We start from the raw sequence: 21,757 nt of genomic DNA, 5'->3' as shown, positions 1-21,757 counted from the left end.
GGCGAGAACTATGCCAGGCATGACACTGTGAAGCATTCCAGCCGCGAATATGTTCGTGACGCCGTTCATGTCAATTCGGTCGAAGGTTTCAATGCCCGCGTCCGCCGCACCATTGCCGGCGTCTTTCATCATATCAGCCCGCAACACGCCGACCTGTATTTCCACGAGATCGGTTTCCGCTGGTCACAGCGCATTGTGACGGGCCAGGCTGTTCGGAAAACCCGAAATGGCAGGGAACGCATGAAAACCATGTGGTCGCGAGTGCCGCCGGCGCTGCAATTGCTGCAAATCTTTCGCGCCGCGACCGGCCGTCAGCTGCGCAGAAGTCAGGATGGTGGGATCATCGTCAAATCAGCCGTCGCTGTCTTTGGTTGATAAGGGCCGCGTTAGTTTCCCGCTAAACAACGATAAGGGAGAACGAAACCTGAATGCCCTCACGCCGCTCGCTGTTTTCCAGATAGGTTGAGCGGTTTCCGGCCGGTTGTCTTCGCGGCACGATCCCAAAGGAAATCGCCGGAGAAGGCGATGTGCTCCCATCCAACCGGTGAGGTATGGGTCAAGAGATCGTCCAGGACAATTTCGCCTTTGGAGCGTAGGTGCGCCACGGCGTCGGCCATATAGATCGAGTTCCAATAGACGATCGCCGCGATGACGAGGTTCAAGCCCGACGCCCGGTATTGCTGGGCCTCATGGCTGCGGTCTATGACGCGCCCCTGCCGGAATGTATAGATGGCTTGCGTCAGGGCATGGCGCTGTTCGCCTTTGTTGAGCCCGGCGTGGCATCGGCGCCGCAGTGCAGGATTCTCCAGCCAGTCGAGCATGAACAGGGTCCGCTCGATCTTGCCGATTTCCTGGAGGGCGATATCCACCTGGTTCTGGCGCTTATAGGCGGCAAGCTTCTGCAACATCATCGAGGGCGCGACATGGCCAGCCTTTAGCGAGGCGACGAGCCGCGTGACGTCATCCCAATGCTCGCGGATGACGTCGGCGCGGATCCGCTTGCCGAGGAGCGGCGCGATTGCCGGGTAGGTCGTGGGATGCTCGATCGGGATCAGTCTGCGGTCCGGAAAGTCGCGCAGTCTCGGGCAAAAGCGGAAGCCGAGCATGGCGCAGAGCGCAAACACATGATCGGTGGCGCCGCCAGTGTCGGTGTAATGCTCGATGATTGAGAGATTGCTCCCGTGGTGAAGCAGGCCGTCGAGGACATAGGGCGCCTCGTGCGTCGCCGCCGAAATCACCTTGACGTGATAGGGGCCGTGCTGGTCGGAGACATGGGTGTAGAAGCTGAAGCCGGGATCAACGCCGTAGCGGGCGTTGATGTCGCCGCCCGAGGCGCCGCGCTTTCCGCCGCGGAAGAACTGCCCATCCGAGCTCGACGTCGTGCCATCGCCCCAGATACGGGCGATCGGCAGGCGATGTTGAGCGTTGATGATGGTGGCGAGCGCTGCCCGATAGGTATCCTCGCGGACATAGGCATCCTGCGACCAGATGAGCTGATCGCGCGTCACGCCCTGGCTGGCCGCCGCCATCCGGGAGAGCCCAAGATTGGTGGCATCGGCGAGAATGGCGGCGAGAAGAGCGCTCTCGTTGGGGCAGCTTTCGCCGGTGCGCAGGTTTGTAAAGGCCGCCATGAAGCCGGTTTCGCGAGCGACTTCGTGCAGGAGTTCGGTGATGCGAATGCGCGGCATCATCGTGTCGAGCCGATCGGCGAGCACTTCCGCTTCGGAGGGGACTGTCGTCTTCACCGGCGAGATCTGCAGCCGATCGTCGACAAAGCGCACACCGTCGAGCTGATCCCGTTTGAGGCGCTGCGCAAATTTCTTCAGCCGCCAGTCGAGTGCGCGGCCACGTTCTTGGAGCCAATCGTCGGCGGCCGTTGGCAGTCCGAGTTCGGCAACGATCGGAGCGGCGGCAGGCTCCGGCAAGAGATAGCTGTCGAAACGGCGATAGGCGGAAGATCGCTCGACCCAAACGTCGCCCGAACGCAGCTTGTTACGTAGGTGAGCGAGCATCGCGGTCTCGTAGAGCCGGCGATTGATCCTGCCGTTCGACCCGATCACGAGTTTGCGCCACTCCTTCTTGAAGGGCATTGGCGCATCGGGCGGCACATCTCGTTTGCCCGATCTGTTGAGATCGCGAAGCAAATGAATGCCGGCGCTCGTCCGAGCGCTTCCTCGTCCGGCCTTGAAGTCGAGCGCCTCGATCAGCGCCGGAGCGAACTTTCTCAGTGTCGCATAGCGGTCCACCGCCACCATGAGCGGATCCACATCCGCCGTTTCGGCGAGTGCTGCGACTTCGGCTCTTGCCTTGAGCAAGTTCACCCAGCCGACGGTCTCGTCGATCGTCTCGATCGGGTCGGAGTCGTTGTCGAGAGCGGTGGAAAGTGCGTCGATCGTCCCGTGAAACAAGCGCATCAGTCGGCCGACGTCCTTGGCGGTGGCAGCGTAGCGCCGGGTTTGTTTGTTCTGGGCACGGCTGAAGGCATTACCGATCAGCTTGTCGGTCAAGCTAATGGCAGCGTCCGTCAGACGTTCTTCCAGATCGATCAGGCAAGCGACCAGTGTCGCGCGCCGGCGTGATGTCGTGTAGCGTTCGAGCAGATAGGCTGGGGACGCTCGACCCTCGCGCACGAACTGTCGATATCGGTCGGGATGCACGGCGGCTGTCAGTTTCGCCGGAATCCCGATTTCCCTTACCATTCGCAGGCGCTCGAGAATGTCGCGAACGTGATCGGGCTTTGCCGCCGTCGGGATTGTCTTGAGCCACGTGAGCGGCATGGTACCCTTGCCGGCATCGGGGATCAGCAGGGCATCGAGCGCGTCCAGTTGCATCGGCCGAAGACCGGCGACAAGCGCATGAGCCGCCTGTTTCCTGGCCCGCGCCCGGCCCGCAATGCCGGCGCGCTCGATGGTTGAGATCGCGGGGAGGAGAATGTTGGCCTGGCGCAGCGCGTCAATGATGCGGGCGGCGATCACCATGCCTTTATCTGTGTCCAAAGCCGCCTCGGCAGCCGCGTCGATCATGAAGGGGATATCGGTCCTGCTTACGCCGCGAAGGGCAAGCGCACCGGAGAGCTCGCGGGCGTGATCCGTCATTGTCTGCTCTCGGCCTGCATAGTCGGCGAACGAGGCCGCCGGTATGTCGAGCTGCTGGGCGACGAAGGAGACAAATTCCCCAGGGAGCGATGTGGATCGCAGGAGAATCTGGGCGAGGGTCATGCCAGGGTGGCGAAACAGCGCAAGCTGTAGCGCAACACCGAGGCGATTGCGGTCCTCCCGGCGAAGCCTGATCAGGTCGAGGTCGCGGCGCTCAAAGGTATATAGCCGGGCGAGATCGTCACGCTCGGTCGGGACTCCCAGCAACTGTTCCCGCTCCGCTTCGGTCAGCAGTTCGTGCTTCCGCATTTGCTATCCTCCCGGCGTCCATAAAAGGCTCATGGATTTCATGGACAGGCAAGGGTAAAGAGACATATTCTGTGGACGGAATCAGAGCCGTTCCACAGGTCAATGACGTTTGTCCACAGAACGGCCGTTTCGGAGACAGGAAAATGGGAGATATTCTGGGTTACGCGCGTGTGTCCACCGGCGATCAGGACGTCGCCGGTCAGACCATGCGCCTTGAACAGGCCGGCGCCATCAAGGTCTTCACCGACGTCAAATCCGGGAAAAGCATGGATCGGCCTGGCCTGGCCGAATTGCTTGCCTATGCCCGCATGGGCGACACTCTAGCGGTCGTGCGGCTCGATCGCCTCGGGCGATCGCTGGCAGAGTTACTCGAAACGGTGAAGATGCTACGCGAGCGGAAAATCGACCTTCTTAGCCTCGAAGAGAAGATTGATACGTCATCGGCAGCCGGCGAACTCGTATTCCACGTATTCGGCGCCATAGCACATTTTGAGCGGCGGCTGATCTCGGAGCGGACGAAGGATGGCATCGCCGCCGCAAGGGTGCAAGGCAAACGGCCAGGCCGTCAGCCCCTGGACATGAAAAAAGTTGAGGCAGCCATGAAGCTCGTCAGCACCGGAATGCCACCAGTTGAGGCCGCCAAACAGCTCGGCCTTGGTCGTTCGACCGTGTATCGCGAAATGCGCCGGCTGGGTGTCAGCCGAGCTGCTTAGCGCAACTTCGCTTTCGAGCGTGTCCGGGCGCATCTCGATCCTCTCGGGATCGTCGACAACCGGACGAACTGGAGCTGCCTCTCGATTGTTGAGAGAGAGGAAATCGAAAAGGAGGCGGATGTGCTCAAGCGTCTCGACGTCATTCTCGCATGCGCCGTCGGCGACGGAGGACTATGGTAGTGTGCGTTCTTGCACGGCCGAGCTCTTCGGCAGCCACAACCTCGTTGGTGACCGTCTTCACCACGTCCGGCCCGGTTACGAACATCTAGGAGCTGTCGCGAACCATAAAGATGAAGTCAGTCATAGCGGGCGAATATACCGCTCCGCCCGCGCAGGCCCCATGACTGAAATCTGCGGGACGACACTGGACGCGTCGACGTTGCGCTTGAAAACGTCTGCGTAGCCGGCGAGTGAGGCCATGCCTTCCTGGATGCGGTGGATGCGGGCGCTGCGGGTGTCGTTCAATCCGATGACCGGAGTCCCGTTCTTGAGCGCCATGTCCATAAACTTGCAGATCTTCTGAGCGTGGTCTCAGACAATGAGCCGCCCAACACGGTGAAGTCCTGCGAGACGACGTAGGCCTGCCGAGCGTTGATGATCCCCCATCCCGTTACACGTACATTCAAACTCTTGGAACGATCGCTCGTCCAAGACCGCGAGGAGAGAACGTGGTAAACTTTTTTGCGACCGGAGCTTGCCGTAGCGAGCTAGCTCTACGAAAGCGACGTCATCATCCGGCAAAATGCGCTCTGAGAGAGGTGCTTTGTTGCCGAGCAATGACGGGACAATCGAAAGTGCCACACAGCCGGCGAGGCCTGACAGAAGGCGCTTGCCCGTTTCCTTGCCAGAAATACCTGACCTGACAATGACGACGAATGCTGGCTTCCGCATTCAAAGCGCTCCAAAAGTGGAGAATAGCGCCATGTCAAATCGTCTTGTTTTCTCTTTATTACTCGTCGCGATGAGCATCGTGCTGGTTTGGGCGTTTCGCCCGCCGCCTGTGATTTTCAGCGGTCATGAAGTCGCCCCCGCAGCGCAGCAACGGCCCCAGCCCGAAAATCCAACCGAATGATGCCTAGGGGCATCATTCGAACCGATGTCGATGGATATCCAAGGAGGTTGTCGGAGCAATCGTGTCGAGGACCACCACCCTCTCGCTACGATCTTAAGTCCTCCCTAGCCCGCAAACCGTGACCATCCCCAGATGTCGGTGGCATGTTGAACCGAGCCTGGAAACCGCCGGCGGCGCGCATGGCTGTACTGTCTGCATAGGTGTTCCGTGGAAGCACTGTTCTCCGCGGGCCAGTGCAAGGATTGCGGCCGGAAAACTCAATTGTTCCGCCACATCTTGAATAGACCGCAATTGCCGCGCATCCTTCCAAGGTCGACTTAGGCCAGCTTGGCTTCTCGCGGCGTCAGAGACCCGACCCGCCACTTTTTCCCCTTCTCGATTGTCGTGACGGTGTGTCCTGCCGCGTGAAAGCGACGGTTCTGGCGCACCCACTTTCGACATAAGCGAGTTCGCGTGCCAGCAACGCCGGCAGTGCCGGTGTCAAAGGAGATGACATGTTCAACCGAACGAAACACCGCACAATCCACTTCGACCGGCCTTTTACATTGCGGGGCGTCGCTGAGACGATCGCGGCTGGTGATTACGAAATCGATGACGACGAGGAGATGATCGAGGGGCTTTCCTGGACTGCCTATCGCCGCGTCGCCACCTTCATCAAGCTGCCCGCGACCGGCGAGAACCGCTTCCGCATGCGGTTGATCCAGATCCAACCCGACGAACTGGCGCGCCTGGTCGCGCTTGGCGGCGCCGAGATTTCGAACTTGCCCAAACCATGAGAGCTGACCATGTCACAGCATCGCTACCCCGTGGGACTGTCCGTTCGCCTTAGGGACCCAGTCATCTATCGCCGCGCGCGGCGGAGACTTACCGCATCACGGCAAGGATGCCCCTGCGAGACGACGCCCCTCAATATCGAATTCGCAACGACGAACTCGGACAGGACCGCGCTAGCAGTGAGGATAACCTTGAACCGATCGACTGGGGCATGACCCGTAGGCACCGAGGGGATTGCCATGACCTATGTCGAAAAACTGGAGCAGCTGTTCAAAGGTATGCGTGAACCCGTCACCATAATTTTCCGTAGGCCCACGATTAGCAGGCCGGAAGCCAACCACAGCGATGAACAAGAGCGCGACGACAGTTCTGGGACATTGAGGCGTAACCGGGAAATGCTGGAACGGCATCAGCTGCTGTAGCGCGACCTTTAAGGATTGAACTGCTATGGAAGCGCTCTACGAAACCACGCACGTAGCACCGAACGTTGGCAGCGAAATGGTGGCGCATGCGACAGCACTGCTGCCTTTATCAATACGGACCGACGTTATGGAATGCGACGGTTCCTAAGTGACCTCCTCACCGGAACACCGGCGTGGAGTTCTGGACAATGATGAACCCGCAACCGATGGTCAGCTGCTTCCGATCCTCATTGCTCCATAGAATTACAACGAGGAGACGTAAATGTCCGCATTCAGCGAAAATGGACTCGTGGCGATGACCGTCGCAGAGGTCGACATGCTGCGGCGTGTATTCGAGGCGATTTGCGCCGAGTATCAGGTACCGCGAGAAGGAATTCGCGCGGAACACCTCGCTCGATTTCTGATGGGCAAGTTTCGTGTGTCCGTTTCAACGGAAAGATCTCTTCTGGCAGCCACCCGTAAAACCTATCCCAAGCGGGGAACGCGCCGTCCGCGAGCGAAGGGAGGGTGATGTGAGGTTTCGTCTTCCTCACCAACTCTATGCCCATGACTACCGCCGCTCGCTCGGCTGGGCCACCGTTGCGCTCGCGATCGGTTTCATAGCCTGCTTGGTTCTGCTCAGCGATATCTGAGCGCGACACGAGGTTGATCATGGCCCTTTCCTTTCCTTTCCCAATCGCAGCCGAAGTTTCAACGAGGCTAGGAAAGCTGTCCGGTTCTTGGCTCATGACGGCATGTTCGAGATTCCGTTCTTCGTCGAATCCGGGGCGCTGTTGAAATCCGCCGCTCCGCACGCGACCGAAGCCGAGTGTCTTTTGGCTTTCGATGCGGCGCGGGGCCTGATCGAAGATGTCGCACAGTCCTTTTACTCCAGTGGGCACAGGTCGTTGTACATTCTCACAAGAAACGACTTTCTATGACGGGTAGCGACAGGGTTTGCGCGCGCCGCCCTATCTGTCGGAAAGCTGCTTCACTCGCTCGCGATGTCCGGCCGCGCGGCACCAAAAGTCTCGCACACCGCCGTCATCCCAACCAATCGTTGGTCGCTTGCAGCCCTGCTCGTTGCGAGAGGCGAGTCGAGCGATGCAATCTGGTCGCCGCCTGTTTCCAATGCCCCCAAAATGTTACTGGACCGGCCCAGCCTGGCGGAGGATGATCCTTATTTGAGGTGCCCCTATTACGAGATTGGGAATATTAGTTTCGCCCAATTAATCTTCGTGACAAAGCCCGCGGTTGGCGGGCTTTGCTTTATGCGAAATGGCGGAAGTAGATTTATATTATTTTTCGCTCCGGTACCTACCAAACGACGTCGTAGAACGTAAAACAAGCGACCGCCCCGAGCGCCAATACAAGCGACGAGCGGATCAGGAACTCAACCGGTCTGAAACAGTATCCAAAACTCCCAACATGCGATTTCACTGACTTTCTCCCGTGTCGGGGTCGGTTCCGGTAGGGGGCGAACATGGCAGTGCGCCGGGAGACCGGCAAGGAGTAGATGGTGCAAGTCCGTCACGATGAAGGAGTGGCAACCCACATCGGCCCCGAGCCGGAACCGACCCCGTGTCGTTTTGTTGTTTGATTATTTTGATGTTTCTCGCAGCAGGCCCTGTAGATGTGGGCCATCCTCCTAGCGTGACCTCACCTGCGCACCTGTCTGCTAGCCGTGACCTGGTTCTTGGCGGCAGCAGAACGCCCGCGCGGCAGCGAGAAACATGTCTTCGTCTCGTGGATGACGCCGAAACTCTGCCATCAGAAAGTTTGCAACTCCTTGGATGCGCTTCCCTCTGCGCGGAATTTTGAATTCGATACAAACTGCCTCGAATACGCGCCGCAGGGTGCGCACCTCGGTCTCGCTCAGGGCTGCGACGATATCGTCTGGGTAGCCGCGCATCGCTTATTCCGGAGCCACTTGTGGGGCATTGAGAACGCGCAGCGCCCGCGCAGCATTCTTGGGGCTGAGCCCCTCCATCGTCCAGGAGCCTATCCTTGCAACCTCGCCCGTAAAGACATGGTAGATCGTATAGGTGCCGTCTCCCTCGAAACGGCGGCCATATTGATAGAGTCGTCCGGATCTGTCGGGCGCACCGCCTTCAGACTCCCATGCGTTGATCGCAAGGGCGTGCTCTTCGTGTTTGCTTTTCATCTTGTGACCCTCCTCGGGGCGAGCCGCCGCTGTACTTCAGCGGAGGGGTGTCATGCTCCATTCGAGCGGCTCCAAATCATCTTCCCCGCTGACGCCCCTTGGCATCTTCGCGGATGCAATACTGAGGCCAATTGCCCTGCAACGGAGCTTGGCGGCGATGCGATCGGCTTCCGCCGCACCGGGGAAGTATTTGTTCGAACTCTGAGGCGCACCGACGGCCGATAAGCCGGATCGATGATCGGTGAGTTTGGTGGGTCTAGAGCCTCTGAAAAGGCCGAACTGGCCTTAGGACGAGGTTCAAGCTATACGAGTTGATTGAGGCTTTACTAAGTGTTTTAAAAACAAATCCACCGCCACATGAAAATGAAGCCGCTTGGTGATGACATTGATAAATTGATACGTAATAATATTCGAACACGAATGATGTGTCCTCAAAGTTATTCGTGACTTTTAATTTGGGTATATTTTCCAAGAAACATTGTTGACGTCTATTTACATTATTTAAGTTAGAGCGCAGGGTGAAGAATCTGGATTGCCATTGGCTCCTGGTCGGAGCGCGGGCCCGCAACGATCCCGATAATCACCTGATTAGAGGGAATAAAATCATGACATTCGAGCAAATCCTTGAACGGACAAAACCCTACGCGATTGGTTTGGTTGTCGGGCTTTTCTTCAGTCCCATCATCGGCTTCAATGCGGGATGGCTCACCACCACGACTGCCAGCACTCTGGCGGCAGAAACGGCTAGAGTGGATGCGTTTGCCGGCATTTGTTCAGGTGCGGCAGGACGAATGGCTGCTGCCGCCAGCACCGATCTCGCAACGCTTAAGGGCTACGACAATCGCGCGAAGCGCGACGAGCTCGTAGCGACCATTATGGCCGATATCCAAGTTCCGGCGGACGTCCTCGGCAAGGTCAGCACGAGTTGCAGTCGCTCGCTATCCTGAAGCGCAGCCGACACCGAGCATAGTTAGGCCAACCAGAACGAAAAAATAGGTGATCGCTATGAAAAACCTCATCCCCGCCCGCTTCCATACCTACGACTTCACGCGCCTGTTCGTATCGCTTGCGTTTACGCTGGCGATTGCTGTGATTGTCTATTCGGTTCTGTTCGGAAGCATCCTCTAGTCGTCTGATCAAGCGTGCTTCCGCTCTACGGAGCTGGAAAAACACCCTGGACGGACGTTCGGGGTGCCGCGCGGTTGAAAGAAGCTGGTAAGTTATCCCGACATTAGCTCTTTCATGCGCGTAAAATGGACTTGGCATTGCGAAGAGTGGTCGGGACTTTATCGATGACACAGGCTCAGGCTATCGCCTTCGCCATTCTGATCGGCCTGATGGTCGCTTTCATATGGGGACGGCTCCGCTACGACCTCATTGCGGTTCTCGCGTTGCTTGCCGCGGTTTTCACCGGCATCGTGCCGCACAAGGCAGCGTTCTCCGGCTTCGGCGACGACATTGTCATCATTGTAGCCAGCGCGCTGGTCGTCAGCGCCGCGATTGAGCGCAGTGGTGTGATAGGGGCATTCCTCCATCGGGTGGCGCCCAGCGTGATCTCTGTGCAGGCTCAGGTTGTTATTCTCGTAACGACCGTCTCGGTTCTCTCCGTGTTCATCAAGAACATCGGCGCGTTGGCGATGATGATCCCGGTCGCATTCCAGATGGCGCGCCGGTCGAAAGCTTCCCCTTCGTCCTTTCTCATGCCGATGGCGTTCGGTTCCCTGCTTGGTGGGCTCATGACCCTCATTGGCACATCGCCGAATATTGTCGTTTCCCGGATGCGCGAGGAACTGACGGGCCGACCTTTCAACATGTTCGATTTCACTCCTGTCGGCTTAGGGCTTGTCGCAGCGGGGGTAGTCTTTCTGGCGTTTGGCTACCGACTGCTTCCCCGGGGACGCGAGGCGGTCGCGACAATGGAGAAGGCGCTGAACATCAAGGACTACATGACAGAGGCCCGCATTACTGCGAGTTCGACCGTTCTCGGCAAGTCGATCGGTCATTTGTCGACCTTGTTGGACGAGGAGGTCCTTGTCACCGGCCTTGTCCGCAACCGGGTCGAGCGCCTGATGGCACGGCCGGACGTCGTCCTTCGTCAGGGCGATATCGTTCTGTTGGAAGGTGACCCTCAAGCGTTGGAGCGAGGCATCAGTCGCGCGCGTCTGGAACTGGAGGGGCACGACCGCCCCACGGAAGCAAAAGGAGTTGACGAGGAGATTGCCGGGATTGAGGTGGTGATCGGCCCGAAATCAGTCTTGATCGGGCAAACCGCCAAGCGCTTGGCGCTACATGACCGTTTCAATATCAATCTTCTCGCGGTGAGCCGGAGCAGCAAGCGCTTCACCGAGCGTTTGCGCGACATCGCGTTAAGACCAGGGGACGTTCTCGTTTTGAAGGGCGATCTCGTGCTTCTCCCAACCAGGTTGATGGAACTCGGTCTTCTTCCGTTAGCCGGGCGCGAAATCCGCTTGGGGAACCCCCGAAAAGGTCTGGTTCCGGTGGTGGTCCTGACTGGTGCCATGATGCTAACTGCATTAGGCCTGCTGCCCGTTGCCACGGCTTTCTTTACGGCTGCTGTCCTGACGGTACTGCTCGGTTCACTTTCGCTTCGGGAAGCTTACGAGGCTGTGGACTGGCCCATCCTGATAATGCTCGGCGCTCTCATTCCGGTCAGCGAGTCGATCCGTGCGACCGGTGGTGCCGACCTTATCGCCGGCGGCCTCGCTCAGCTCTCCAACACCTTGCCCCCCTACGGCGCCCTTGCAATGATCATGGTAGCAGCAATGGCGGCGACGCCGTTTCTGAACAATGCAGCCACCGTTCTCGTGATTGCCCCGATCGCGGTAACGCTTGCTCAGCGCCTTGGCTACAATCCGGATTCGTTTCTGATGGCAGTCGCTGTGGGGGCGGCCTGCGATTTTCTCACGCCTGTTGGACATCAGTGCAACACTTTGGTGCTGGGTCCCGGCGGTTATCGCTTCGGTGACTATTGGAAGTTGGGGCTGCCGCTCTCGTTCATCGTGGTCGTGCTGGGCGTGCCTCTGATCCTGTGGTTTTGGCCGCCAGTTTAGCGCGGTGGCGTCGTTTCAATTTCGCCGATTTCCGGTTTACCGGGTTCACGGTGGCGTCAGCCTAAAGTCTGCCCGTAAGGACCAGAATGAGCTGAACGATCGCCACGACGCCTCATCAATCTGCCCGTGCTGCTCGGTCTGTTCGGGCTCGTTGGCGGTGTCCTGGCCTTTGGATTAATCGGGCTTCTTCTCGGGCCGACCCTGCTGGCGGTGGCCTACAACCTCCTTCTCGAGTGGGTCGCAACGGAACTCGAAGAGCGAACGCTATCGGCGTCGCCTTCTGTTGCGGCTGACCACACTTGGAAGCCGATCCAAGGGATTGAGTTGACAGATCTCTGTTTCAGAAAAAGGTCCGGCTCGGCTGATCCTCGCAAGCGGTTCCGGCGCCACGCTCCACGCCGCTTCCTCCCGGCGCCGCTTAACAACAGGCTGGCTGCCGACGGGTTGATACAGTCTCTGCTTTTCTCCGGCCAGATTTGGATCCCAACTTAATCAATTGATCAAAATGTCGGTGTCTAAACGCCATGCTGCCGCCTTCGTTCTCCCAACGCCTCTCATCCTCTTTTTGAAGCGGATCGGCGATCGAAATAGGCGAAGAAGGCGAGGAGAACACCTTGATCTGGCGCATGAGCGAGGCTGAAAGCGCCGCTTCCGAATGAACGCCATCCTGGAAAGCTGTGATGAGATATCTCGCCGCATCCCGCCTTTTTTCTCGGTGCCAAGCGCTATCGACGTCAAACAGTCCTGTTGTGTCAAGCACACGCTTCAACATCTTGATGTTGAGCGAGGTAAGGTATTGCTGGGTCAAGGTGGAAGACATGCTGTCCTCCTTCAATTGGGGCATCTCGGCGGAACTCCGCGGGACCGTGAGGCGTGCGCTAAAAATTTTGGCCTTGATCACAGCATGGACCCTTCCGAGAGAATTACAATCAATTATCACCTCCGAAGGAAACCGACCCACACGCGCGAATCCGACGTTTTATGGCACCCGCGCATACCGACCCGGTTTCGTGCTACAATAGAGGGTAAGATTGCGGTCATCCGCAACCATCGAGGACGTCGATCGAACCGAGAGATCTGGACGGAGCAACGCCAATGAGATTGCGCGAGATGCTACCCAGTGAATGCAGCATACTCATCGCCGAGCAGCGCGTAGCCCGGCTTGGATGTTGCCGTGATAATCAACCTTATGTTGTGCCAATATATTATGTCCGAGCAGAGGGCCAAATTTTCAGTTTTTCGATGCCGGGAAGAAAGATTGAATTCATGCGGAGCAATCCGCTTGTATGCGTTGAGATCGAGCATTCCACTGATCAGCACCGATGGAAATGCGTGGTCATTGAGGGCAGGTACCGCGAATTCCACGAAGACGCGGAGAAGAAACACGCGTGGGGGCATACTGAACGTTTACAATGATTGGTGGGAACCAGGTGCCCTTAACTGGGGCGCGGATGAGAAGCCACCGGGATACCTTCCCATTTTTTTCGCCATCAGCATGGACAAAGTGACGGGCCGTGAAGCGCTTGTGGGTTAGTTCGTTGCCAGGCTGCTAGTCAGCGAATGTCTTAAACCGGATCGCCCGGAGACTATCCGAGTGCCATGTGCCAACGAACCTATTTGTTCCGATCGATGAGAAGGCCTGCCACCAGGTCGATTTGTTGCTGCTGCTTTTCAATAAGGGATTTTAGTTCAATGTCACGGATCTGATCCAGCTTGTCATGCAGCGCCATGATCTCAATTTCCGCCTTCAGATTGACCTCATAGTCGTGTGCCGCATCGACCCTGTCTTTGACCGAGTGCCTATTCTGGCTCATCATGATCACGGGTGCCTGAACGGCGGCCAGCATCGATAGAATGAGATTGAGAAAGATGAAGGGATAAGGATCGAAGGCGCGGACTGTTGCAAGTACATTCGCTCCGACCCACAGCGCGAGTACTAGCGCGAAGGTCATGATGAAGGTCCACGAGCCGCCGAACTCGGCCACTTTGTCCGCCAAACGTTGCCCGTACGTCAGCTTCTCGTCAAAAGAGCGATTCGAGTCCCGCGTTATCGCGCGCCGGTCGAGATGGCGTCGAAAAACCGCGCGTTCCCGATCGGTGAGCAACTCGACCGGCCTTCCCAAATAGCGGCTCGCACTATCGGCAATCTCTTGCCGTTCGTTGATGTTCTCTTCCGTTTCCCTGGACATATCTTCCTCCATCCCGTCGCCTTAGGCGCTCGCCAATTGCAGCCTTCACCCAATCGCCGGTTCTGCAAGGAGCAACAGTCGCATGCAGAACGGTCACTCCAAAGCTTGAACCTTCACTCCGGCAAACCTTTTCCGTCAGGTTGACAATGATCCGCGCAAGCTCAGACCAGCACGGTAAATCCGCACTCCGTCGGGTTTACCCGAATGAGCTGCGCCAATGCGTCCGCGATCGCGGTTTGAACATCGCCAAGATGGGCGGCCACTATGTCGCCGGCGTCTATCGCGAGTTGAGGGCAGTCAATCGCCGATCCAGACTATAGAACGCGGATCGGCATCCTGCTGCGGCGTGCTGGTCCTGATCGTAGCGACCGTGCTGCCGGTCGGAACGAAGATCGGCAAGGGGCCCGCTTTTGCTGTGAACCCGCCGACGGAGCGAGCTGGACTACCGTCTGCCAGGAGACGTCAGCCAGGTCAACGCCAGGAGACCGAGGGCTGCCGAGATGACGGAAGCGCCGAGAACGCCGAGCTTGACGGAGTTCAGAAGCTCTGGCTCGAAAGCAAGCTCGGCAATGAACAGAGCCATGGTGAAGCCGATCCCGGTCAGCAGGCTTCCGGCTGCCAACAGGCTCCACGGGAGCTCGTCTGGACGAGTCCCAAAGCGCAGTTTCACGGCGAGGAAACTGAAGAGCACAATGCCAACGGGTTTGCCGACCACGAAGGCGGCGACAATTGCGGTCGTGAGGGGAACGTCGAAGTTTGCATCCGCTATTGGGACGCCGGCGTTAGAGAGGGCGAAAATTGGCGTGATCACGAAGGCGACCCAGGGATGGAGAGCAATCTCGAGGCGCTCGATCGGCGACAGTGCCTCGCGGGTCGCGACGCCTGCCCGACGGAGGTCGCTGCGTGCCGCCGTGTCGCGGCTCCCATGATCGCCGCGCGGATGGGCGCTCACGCGGTCGAGTATCGCATGGAGGCGGGTGTCGCTTACCCAGCTCCGCGCCGGCGTCATTAATCCAAGAACAACGCCGGTGAGCGTCGCGTGGACGCCCGATGCGTCGAATGCCAGCCAGATGCCGCCACCGATCGCGAAATAGACGGGAATGCTGCGGATGCCCAGACGCGCGATACCTGCTACGATGGCTAGTCCGAGGCCGGCGGCTCCGAGTGCGACCCAATTCAAGGATTCGCCATAGCCGATCGCCACGACCAGGATGGCGCCGACATCGTCGAAGATCGCAAGAGAGAGCAGGAACAGCCGTAAGCTCCCTGGTATCCGCGAACCGAGCACGGCAAGGCACCCGATGACGAAGGCCGTATCGGTGGACATCACGGTGGTCCAGCCGCTCGCACCCGGCCCGCCGCCGACAAGCAGCGAGAACAGACCGGCCGGCACCGCCATCCCGCCGAAAGCAGCGGCGACAGGTAAAGCGGCGATACGCGGGTTGCGTAACTCCCCCAGCACCAGCTCGCGCTTCAGCTCAAGGGCGATGACGAAGAAAATGAGCGTCATCAGACCGTCGTTGATCCAGTGCTTCAGCGAACGGGAGATCTCAATGTCGCCAACTCTGACGCCCGCAGGCATCTCCCACAAGGCGAGAAACGACGACGACCACGCTATGTTTGCGAGGCCCAGCGCCAAGAGTGTGCTGAGCAACATGACAATGCCCGCAGTAGCCTCGATGCGGAGAAATCGCATGAACGGCTTGGTGAGCCGATCTGCGGGTTCCCTGGGAAGCCGTGAGAGGCTGTCGTTCATGCCGTGAATCGCTCCTGCGTTTTGATCGCGACTGGCAAATGTTCCCAGCGGCTATTGCAAGGCCGGCACCTCATAGGTCCACACCCGGAACGACTTCAGGACGTGCGGCCCGAACGAGTTGATGAGGGGGACATCGGCCGCGTCACGCCCGCGTGCAACCACGATCCTGCCGACACGCGGCGTATTGTTGCGCGGATCGAACGTGTGCCATCCATCATCCAGGAAGACCTCCATCCAGGCACTGAAATCCATCGGGTCGACGACCGGCACGCCGATGTCGCCGAGATGACCGTTGATATAGCGTGCGGGAATGTTGAGGCATCGGCACAGCGTGATGGCAAGATGTGCGAAGTCGCGGCAGACACCGACGCGCTCGTGAAAGACCTCAAAGGCCGTCCGCGTCGACCGGGCCTGCATGTAGTCGAAGCGGATATGGTCGTGGACGAAATCGCAGATCGCCTGCACACGCCCCCAACCGGGCGTGACCGCGCCGAACATGTCCCAAGCGCTCTGGCTGAGACGGTCGGTTTCGCAATAGCGGCTGCCCATGAGGTAGGCGAGGCAATCGTCCGGCAACTCCGGCACTGGGAGTTCCTGGGCGGCTGGCAGCACGTTGTCCGGCTTGCCGTCGTCCTCGATCGTGGCATCGCCCCATATCGTCAGGTCACCCGCCGGTGCGACAAGCCGCCGGCATCGGTTGCCGAAGAGATCGCGATAGGTCGATGTCGGCACGTCGGGCGCGGTGAATGTCGTTTCAGGAACGCGGATATCGGCCGCGCGATCCTCGTGGACCGACAACAGGCATACCAACGCGGTCGGTTGCTGGCAGTTCAACGTGATCTCATAGCCGTAGCGGATCAGCATCTGGATCCATCCTAGCGGAAATCGGCGGCGGTCAGTGTGTAGGATTCTGGCGGCCACTGGAATAGGCCTTGCGTGCGACGTCGTAGATGGACGGACGCAACGCGTCGAAAGCGGAAAGGAGCTTCGATTCCGAGATTTCCGACCTGTCCAATTCGGCATCCGCTCTCATCAGCGCCCCGGCCTCGACGAAGAACCGCACCTCGAACATACCGTCATGGCCGATGAAACGGATGGCGTTTCGCTTTTCATCGAAGCTGCGGCTCGCATTCGGAAATAACAGCGTCATCCTCAGCGAGCCTCCGTTTCGCGCGACACGGGCCGTGCTGGCGCCGATAAGCTGATCCGCTTTATCCGCCGCTCTATAAAGCGAAGGTTATCGTCGACACGCGCCGGTGCACCTATGGACACGTGGTAGATCCGCCAGGGGCGATCCGTTTCAATGTGGCGGCCGTGTTGATGATCCATTGGCTCGGGGGCTGACGTCGCACCTTCATTTTCCCAGATGCTGATCGCATGTGCATGTCGCCGGGCTTCAATTTCATTGCAGTGGGCGTTCATGGTGGTGGCCTTTCATCAAGATTTTCGATGATGTCGAGCCTGCTTGGATGGATCGTGCTCCCATCAGCGTCGGTGATGGTCATGGCGTCCGGACGCCACGGCATGTCGAGCGTCCTCAAAAGCTCCAGCGCAATCTCTATCGCCTCGTCGAGATCGGCAGCTTCCGCGGGTTCGCGGCCGACGATCGCATGCGCGTCGTCCGCATCCCGAATACGGTAGAAGGCACTCGCGATCTTCATCGCCATCCTCTCCGTTGGACAGAAGGGTCGTAACTGTCAGTTCTTGCCCTTGTCGAGCGAGGCGCTGCCGTTCGCAGCCGGCTTGATCTGGTTGCCAAACGTCCTTTCGATGAGAGTGGCGCCTTCATCGGCGGACGACATGCGCACCGGTTCGAGCCCGTCCTGCGTCGTCACCCGCTCATGACGTGCGTTTTCGTTTCGAATGCGGTATTGCGGCGAGCCGCCGCTCGGCGGGAGCGTGCCCGTGATGTGATAGATGTCCGCCGGCAAAGCCGATCCACGATACCCGCGCTTCAGCCGAACAGCCTGACCGACGGTAAAGAGATGTGGGACGGCGTCGCGGCGGACCGGACGGCCATTGCGTTGCAGAATGTTTGTAGTGGTCATAATTGCTTGTAATCCTTTTTGGAGTGCGGCTTTGAGATCAGCCGGATTGGTCGGCATCATGTATTGCGTCGACCTTGGATGCGCCGCGGGCATATGGATGAAGGCACCGAGACGTTGCCCGACACATGGGAGGCGTCTGCGTAGTGCGACTGGTTCATGACGGCGCTCCGCGCAGAAGCACACGAGGCGGCCTCGCATCCTCTGCCCAACCGAAACGATCCGTGATCCGCGCTCGAGTGTCCGTGCCAGGTTCGAACGAAGCGACACTGCGCGTCCTATCGGCTGCATCAAAGTTCGTGGTGAATGGCGGGTCCTCTGACGCCGCGAAGCCAAATTGGCTAGTGCAGCCAAATCAACGCGTTTCTTATATGTGGGCCTCAAATCCCTTTCAAACAAGGTTATCCGTGCACCAACGCCGTTCGGGCACAGTTCTCAGTATCCCATCCCGCCCATGCCGCCGTTACCGGCCGGCCGTGCAGATTCTCTTGAGGGAATGTCGGCGATCATCGCTTCGGCAGTGATCAGAAGTGCCGCGATTGAGCCGGCGTCCTGCAAAGCGGTGCGCACGACTTTCGCCGGGTCGACGATGCCGGCTTTGATCATATCGACATAGGTCTCCGTCTGCGCGTCAAAGCCCTGGTTGTAATCGCTGCTGTCGGTGAGTTTTCCCACGACGATCGAGCCTTCGACACCGGCGTTCTCGGCGATCTGCCGGATCGGGGTTTCAAGCGCCCTGAGCACGATCGAGATGCCGGCCGTGACGTCCGCATTCGCTCCGGTCAGTCCGACCAGGACCGACCTGGCGCGCAACAGGGCAACACCACCGCCAGGAACAATGCCTTCCTCAGCCGCGGCGCGCGTGGCGTTCAGCGCATCGTCGATGCGATCCTTCTTTTCTTTGACCTCGGTTTCGGTCGCGCCGCCGACGCGGATTACCGCGACGCCGCCGGCGAGTTTCGCCAGCCGTTCCTGCAGTTTTTCCTTGTCATAGTCGGAGCTCGTCTCCTCGATCTGTGCCTTGATCTGCTGGATGCGCGCCTGGATGGTCGCTTTATCGCCGGAGCCGTCGATGATCGTGGTGGTGTCCTTCTCGATCAGCACGCGCTTGGAGCGGCCGAGCATGTCGAGCGTGACGTTCTCGAGCTTGATGCCGAGATCCTCGGAGATCATCTGGCCGGCCGTGAGGACGGCAATGTCTTCCAGTATGGCCCTGCGGCGGTCGCCGAAGCCCGGCGCCTTGACGGCAGCGACCTTCAGGCCACCGCGCAACTTGTTTACGACCAACGTCGCCAGAACCTCGCCCTCGACGTCCTCGGAGAGGATCAGCAACGGTTTGCCGCTCTGCACGACCGCCTCGAGTATCGGCAGCATCGCTTGCAAATTGCCAAGCTTCTTGTCGTGGATGAGGATGTAGGGGTCTTCCAGCTCCACGCGCATCTTCTCGGCATTGGTGACGAAATAGGGCGAGAGATAGCCGCGGTCGAATTGCATGCCCTCGACAACGTCGAGTTCGGTCTCGGCCGTCTTGGCTTCCTCGACAGTGATGGCGCCTTCATTGCCGACCTTGTCCATCGCCTTGGCGATCATCTCGCCGACCGTCGCGTCGCCATTGGCGGCGATGGTGCCGACTTGGGCAATCTCGCCCGCGGACTCGACCTTCTTGGCGCGCGCCTGGATTTCCTTGACGACAGCAGCGACACCAAGGTCGATGCCACGCTTGAGATCCATCGGGTTCATGCCGGCGGCGACGAGCTTGGCGCCTTCGCGCAGGAGGGAGGCAGCGAGCACAGTCGCCGTCGTGGTGCCATCACCGGCGAGGTCGTTGGTCCTAGAGGCCACCTCGCGCACCATCTGCGCGCCCATGTTCTCGAACTTGTCGGCCAGCTCGATTTCCTTGGCAACGGCGACGCCGTCCTTGGTGATGCGCGGCGCGCCATAGGCTTTGTCGATGACGACATTGCGGCCCTTGGGACCCAGCGTCACCTTGACGGCGTTGTTGAGCAGCTCCACACCGCGCAGCATGCGATCGCGCGCATCAGTGGAGAATTTGATTTCCTTGGCAGACATTATGTTCGTCCAGTTCGGTCTTGAGATTGCGGGGTCGGAAATCGACCGTCAGGCAGCTTTCTTGGTCGCGACGGTCTTTTCGACGATGCCCATGAGGTCGGCCTCGTTCACGATCAGTTCCTCGCCGTCGATCTTCACTCGGGGCCGGACCATTGCCGAACAGGATCGTATCACCGGCCTTAAGGTCGAGCGGAATCAGCTTACTGCCTTCATCACGCGTGCCTGGACCAACGGCGATCACTTCGCCTCCCCGCGACATTTCCTTGGCAATGTCGGAAATGATGATCCCGCCCTTGGATTTGAGATCGCCTTCCGCGCGCCGGATGACGACGCGGTCATGGAGTGGGCGCAATTTCATCGAGATTCTTTCTGCGGCCGACGCATGGGGCGACTGCAATCCTTACATAGCACCTTTGGCACTGAATTGATAGGAGTGCCAAGAAATATTATTTATACAACGAAAAATGCCGGTAAATATAAGCCAACAATTATTAGCAGTACCGCCGTGAGTTCCAATAAATATACAGAGATTATACGTCACTCCATACATTGTTATTTTCTTAATCTAAGAATTTGTTAATGTGACTTCGTGGGAAAACCTTGATCACGCCTTGATTGGAACCCAATCGAGGCGTGGAGGTCGGAAAGCCGAAGCAGGAAAAGGCTCCACCGAAAGCTGAGAGCATATTAGGCAGTGCTGGATCTTTATTGGTGTGGTTAAGGCAAGAGGCAATATGCTCCCCCCGACCGGCGAAGTATGGACCGGCAGGTCGTCCGGGGCGGTTTCGCCGGCCGATCGGAGATGCCAACGGCGGCGGCCATGTCGGTCGAGTTCCAGCAGACGATCGACGTATTTCAGATACAGACCTCATGGATGCCATCATCATCGAAGCATCCGGGGCGGGTTTCGACGTAGACATCCCGGATCCTGCTTCCGCGGCGCGGATGAGGGATTCGCTTGAAGAATGGGATAATCAAGGCGGCGCAGTCGAAAAACCGCTGCGCAGGGAAACTCAAGGCAGGAGTGGCGATGACGCGGATGGAGGCGGCGGGCAAAAGCGACCAAGGACCGGAATGAACTGCTCCAGCGAGGGTCAAGCGAGTCGGTCAGCAGTTCGACAACGAGCCTTTTGCGAATTCAAGTCCGCCTGGCGCGCAGGTATGTTGACGACTTCGTCCAATCCGCACCGGAAGGGCGGGAAAAGCGGGCGGAGAGCACTCCCGGCCGGCGGCGTCGGCTGGGTCGAGTAGTGGCAAGCCTTACTCAAAATACGTTTAGTGATCTGAGCAACGAGACGATACCGACGATTACAACGACGATCTGAGCCATCTGCTTCATCGTCGAATCAATCGGAAGTTTTTGCACGAGGTACAGCGCCAAGGCGATGACAAGGACCGTGATCAGGATGCTGATTGTGATGGACATGCCCCACGCCCCTTGAAGGAACCGCCTTCCGGCACTGAAGGTGTAAATATGGCTGAGTTCTATAAAGGGAAGGGCGGCGAGGCCGCGACACAGAACGCTCGCGCCGGTCCCACCTGCGCGGGATAGGCATCCCGGCCGCCGTTTACCGTATCGTGTGGACTCTGGCGACTCTCTTTGGATTGAGCCGCAAACGTGACTGGCAGAAGACCGCTGATCCTGTCGATGAAGCGGCGGGCAACGTGACGGGGTTCGGGCTTCGTTCCCCCTTAGCGTTGTTGGCCCTTATCAACCAAAGACAGCGACGGCTGATTTGACGATGATCCCACCATCCTGACTTCTGCGCAGCTGACGGCCGGTCGCGGCGCGAAAGATTTGCAGCAATTGCAGCGCCGGCGGCACTCGTGACCACATGGTTTTCATGCGTTCCCTGCCATTTCGGGTTTTCCGAACAGCCTGGCCCGTCACAATGCGCTGTGACCAGCGGAAACCGATCTCGTGGAAATACAGGTCGGCGTGCTGCGGGCTGATATGATGAAAGACGCCGGCAATGGTGCGGCGGACGCGGGCATTGAAACCTTCGACCGAATTGACATGAACGGCGTCACGAACATATTCGCGGCTGGAATGCTTCACAGTGTCATGCCTGGCATAGTTCTCGCCAAGGGCAAGGGC

22 protein-coding genes and 7 pseudogenes are annotated in these 21,757 nt (G+C 58.8%); 14 read left to right on the top strand and 15 right to left on the bottom strand.

Annotated elements, in window-relative coordinates; genetic code table 11:
- Positions 1-375 (top strand): transposase (locus AB4Z53_RS34645; protein ID WP_441599928.1); only part of this gene is annotated, 375 nt, incomplete at its 5' end.
- Positions 376-434: 59 nt separating this feature from the next.
- Here AB4Z53_RS34645 and AB4Z53_RS34640 read toward each other — a convergent pair.
- On the bottom strand, positions 435-3,404 hold the full coding sequence (locus AB4Z53_RS34640; protein WP_441599926.1) for a Tn3 family transposase: 2,970 nt from the start codon (positions 3,402-3,404) through the stop codon (positions 435-437).
- A gap of 143 nt (positions 3,405-3,547) precedes the next feature.
- On the opposite strand from AB4Z53_RS34640, the gene AB4Z53_RS34635 reads away from it, so the two are divergent.
- On the top strand, positions 3,548-4,117 hold the full coding sequence (locus AB4Z53_RS34635; RefSeq protein WP_441599925.1) for a recombinase family protein: 570 nt from the start codon (positions 3,548-3,550) through the stop codon (positions 4,115-4,117).
- A gap of 15 nt (positions 4,118-4,132) precedes the next feature.
- Here the strand turns inward: AB4Z53_RS34635 and AB4Z53_RS34630 are convergent.
- Positions 4,133-4,731: pseudogene (locus AB4Z53_RS34630) on the bottom strand (carboxyl transferase domain-containing protein); the annotation flags it as partial.
- A gap of 251 nt (positions 4,732-4,982) precedes the next feature.
- Here AB4Z53_RS34630 and AB4Z53_RS34625 point away from each other — a divergent pair.
- The 6 genes and pseudogenes from AB4Z53_RS34625 to AB4Z53_RS34600 all read left to right on the top strand — a co-directional run.
- Positions 4,983-5,189 carry a hypothetical protein gene (locus AB4Z53_RS34625; protein ID WP_441599923.1) on the top strand — a complete coding sequence of 69 codons (207 nt, stop codon included), beginning with the start codon at positions 4,983-4,985 and terminating at the stop codon, positions 5,187-5,189.
- A 494-nt stretch (positions 5,190-5,683) separates the two neighbouring features.
- The gene (locus tag AB4Z53_RS34620) at positions 5,684-5,965 is read left to right on the top strand and encodes a hypothetical protein (RefSeq protein ID WP_441599921.1); all 282 of its coding nucleotides are present in this window, start codon (positions 5,684-5,686) and stop codon (positions 5,963-5,965) included.
- Positions 5,966-5,974: 9 nt separating this feature from the next.
- Positions 5,975-6,189: pseudogene (locus AB4Z53_RS34615) on the top strand (hypothetical protein); the annotation flags it as partial.
- 13 nt (positions 6,190-6,202) lie between these two features.
- Positions 6,203-6,385, top strand: coding sequence for a hypothetical protein (locus tag AB4Z53_RS34610; RefSeq protein ID WP_441599930.1), 183 nt, complete (start codon positions 6,203-6,205; stop codon positions 6,383-6,385).
- A 262-nt stretch (positions 6,386-6,647) separates the two neighbouring features.
- Entirely contained in the window at positions 6,648-6,896 is a 249-nt protein-coding gene (locus AB4Z53_RS34605) for a hypothetical protein (RefSeq protein WP_441599919.1), read from the top strand.
- Between the two features lie 151 nt (positions 6,897-7,047).
- Positions 7,048-7,305: pseudogene (locus AB4Z53_RS34600) on the top strand (DUF1488 domain-containing protein); the annotation flags it as partial.
- A 737-nt stretch (positions 7,306-8,042) separates the two neighbouring features.
- Here the strand turns inward: AB4Z53_RS34600 and AB4Z53_RS34595 are convergent.
- The gene (locus AB4Z53_RS34595) at positions 8,043-8,276 is read right to left on the bottom strand and encodes a hypothetical protein (RefSeq protein WP_441599917.1); all 234 of its coding nucleotides are present in this window, start codon (positions 8,274-8,276) and stop codon (positions 8,043-8,045) included.
- A gap of 3 nt (positions 8,277-8,279) precedes the next feature.
- On the bottom strand, positions 8,280-8,528 hold the full coding sequence (locus AB4Z53_RS34590) for a hypothetical protein (protein ID WP_334198407.1): 249 nt from the start codon (positions 8,526-8,528) through the stop codon (positions 8,280-8,282).
- Between the two features lie 605 nt (positions 8,529-9,133).
- Here AB4Z53_RS34590 and AB4Z53_RS34585 point away from each other — a divergent pair.
- The 4 genes and pseudogenes from AB4Z53_RS34585 to AB4Z53_RS34570 all read left to right on the top strand — a co-directional run.
- Positions 9,134-9,475 (top strand): hypothetical protein, encoded by a 342-nt coding sequence (locus AB4Z53_RS34585; protein ID WP_334198776.1) that lies wholly within the window; start codon positions 9,134-9,136, stop codon positions 9,473-9,475.
- Between the two features lie 58 nt (positions 9,476-9,533).
- Complete coding sequence (locus AB4Z53_RS34580; protein ID WP_097601427.1) at positions 9,534-9,656, top strand: hypothetical protein; 123 nt, start codon at positions 9,534-9,536, stop codon at positions 9,654-9,656.
- Between the two features lie 164 nt (positions 9,657-9,820).
- Positions 9,821-11,599, top strand: a complete 1,779-nt coding sequence (locus tag AB4Z53_RS34575; protein WP_334198777.1) for an SLC13 family permease — start codon at positions 9,821-9,823, stop codon at positions 11,597-11,599.
- A gap of 108 nt (positions 11,600-11,707) precedes the next feature.
- A pseudogene (locus AB4Z53_RS34570) lies at positions 11,708-11,917 on the top strand (AI-2E family transporter); the annotation flags it as partial.
- A 100-nt stretch (positions 11,918-12,017) separates the two neighbouring features.
- Here AB4Z53_RS34570 and AB4Z53_RS34565 read toward each other — a convergent pair.
- Positions 12,018-12,419 (bottom strand): hypothetical protein, encoded by a 402-nt coding sequence (locus AB4Z53_RS34565; RefSeq protein ID WP_441599914.1) that lies wholly within the window; start codon positions 12,417-12,419, stop codon positions 12,018-12,020.
- A gap of 275 nt (positions 12,420-12,694) precedes the next feature.
- On the opposite strand from AB4Z53_RS34565, the gene AB4Z53_RS34560 reads away from it, so the two are divergent.
- Entirely contained in the window at positions 12,695-13,015 is a 321-nt protein-coding gene (locus AB4Z53_RS34560; RefSeq protein ID WP_441599912.1) for a pyridoxamine 5'-phosphate oxidase family protein, read from the top strand.
- A gap of 197 nt (positions 13,016-13,212) precedes the next feature.
- On the opposite strand, the gene AB4Z53_RS34555 is transcribed toward AB4Z53_RS34560, so the two are convergent.
- The 8 genes and pseudogenes from AB4Z53_RS34555 to AB4Z53_RS34520 form a co-directional block, all read right to left on the bottom strand.
- On the bottom strand, positions 13,213-13,788 hold the full coding sequence (locus AB4Z53_RS34555) for a DUF1003 domain-containing protein (RefSeq protein ID WP_441599910.1): 576 nt from the start codon (positions 13,786-13,788) through the stop codon (positions 13,213-13,215).
- 442 nt (positions 13,789-14,230) lie between these two features.
- Positions 14,231-15,544 carry a Na+/H+ antiporter NhaA gene (gene nhaA, locus AB4Z53_RS34550; protein WP_441599909.1) on the bottom strand — a complete coding sequence of 438 codons (1,314 nt, stop codon included), beginning with the start codon at positions 15,542-15,544 and terminating at the stop codon, positions 14,231-14,233.
- A 51-nt stretch (positions 15,545-15,595) separates the two neighbouring features.
- Positions 15,596-16,408 carry a transglutaminase-like domain-containing protein gene (locus tag AB4Z53_RS34545; RefSeq protein ID WP_334198411.1) on the bottom strand — a complete coding sequence of 271 codons (813 nt, stop codon included), beginning with the start codon at positions 16,406-16,408 and terminating at the stop codon, positions 15,596-15,598.
- A gap of 11 nt (positions 16,409-16,419) precedes the next feature.
- Positions 16,420-16,694: pseudogene (locus AB4Z53_RS34540) on the bottom strand (DUF1488 domain-containing protein).
- Between the two features lie 268 nt (positions 16,695-16,962).
- The gene (locus AB4Z53_RS34535) at positions 16,963-17,205 is read right to left on the bottom strand and encodes a hypothetical protein (protein ID WP_334198413.1); all 243 of its coding nucleotides are present in this window, start codon (positions 17,203-17,205) and stop codon (positions 16,963-16,965) included.
- 36 nt (positions 17,206-17,241) lie between these two features.
- Positions 17,242-17,592, bottom strand: a complete 351-nt coding sequence (locus tag AB4Z53_RS34530; protein ID WP_334198414.1) for a hypothetical protein — start codon at positions 17,590-17,592, stop codon at positions 17,242-17,244.
- A 432-nt stretch (positions 17,593-18,024) separates the two neighbouring features.
- Positions 18,025-19,659 carry a chaperonin GroEL gene (gene groL, locus AB4Z53_RS34525; RefSeq protein ID WP_441599907.1) on the bottom strand — a complete coding sequence of 545 codons (1,635 nt, stop codon included), beginning with the start codon at positions 19,657-19,659 and terminating at the stop codon, positions 18,025-18,027.
- A gap of 48 nt (positions 19,660-19,707) precedes the next feature.
- Positions 19,708-20,017, bottom strand: a pseudogene (locus AB4Z53_RS34520) (co-chaperone GroES).
- A 374-nt stretch (positions 20,018-20,391) separates the two neighbouring features.
- Here AB4Z53_RS34520 and AB4Z53_RS34515 point away from each other — a divergent pair.
- Positions 20,392-20,744: pseudogene (locus AB4Z53_RS34515) on the top strand (hypothetical protein); the annotation flags it as partial.
- Between the two features lie 179 nt (positions 20,745-20,923).
- Here AB4Z53_RS34515 and AB4Z53_RS34510 read toward each other — a convergent pair.
- Together AB4Z53_RS34510 and AB4Z53_RS34505 are read right to left on the bottom strand one after the other, a co-directional pair.
- Positions 20,924-21,085, bottom strand: coding sequence for a Thivi_2564 family membrane protein (locus tag AB4Z53_RS34510; protein WP_441599905.1), 162 nt, complete (start codon positions 21,083-21,085; stop codon positions 20,924-20,926).
- A gap of 285 nt (positions 21,086-21,370) precedes the next feature.
- Positions 21,371-21,757: transposase (locus AB4Z53_RS34505; RefSeq protein ID WP_441599903.1), on the bottom strand; the 387-nt coding region annotated here is incomplete at its 5' end.

It is taken from the genome of Ensifer sp. 2TAB8 (genome assembly GCF_052115125.1).
GTDB lineage: Bacteria > Pseudomonadota > Alphaproteobacteria > Rhizobiales > Rhizobiaceae > Ensifer.
The sequence above is the reverse complement of the archived record's forward strand: the minus strand, read 5'-3'. Positions and strand labels throughout refer to the sequence as shown.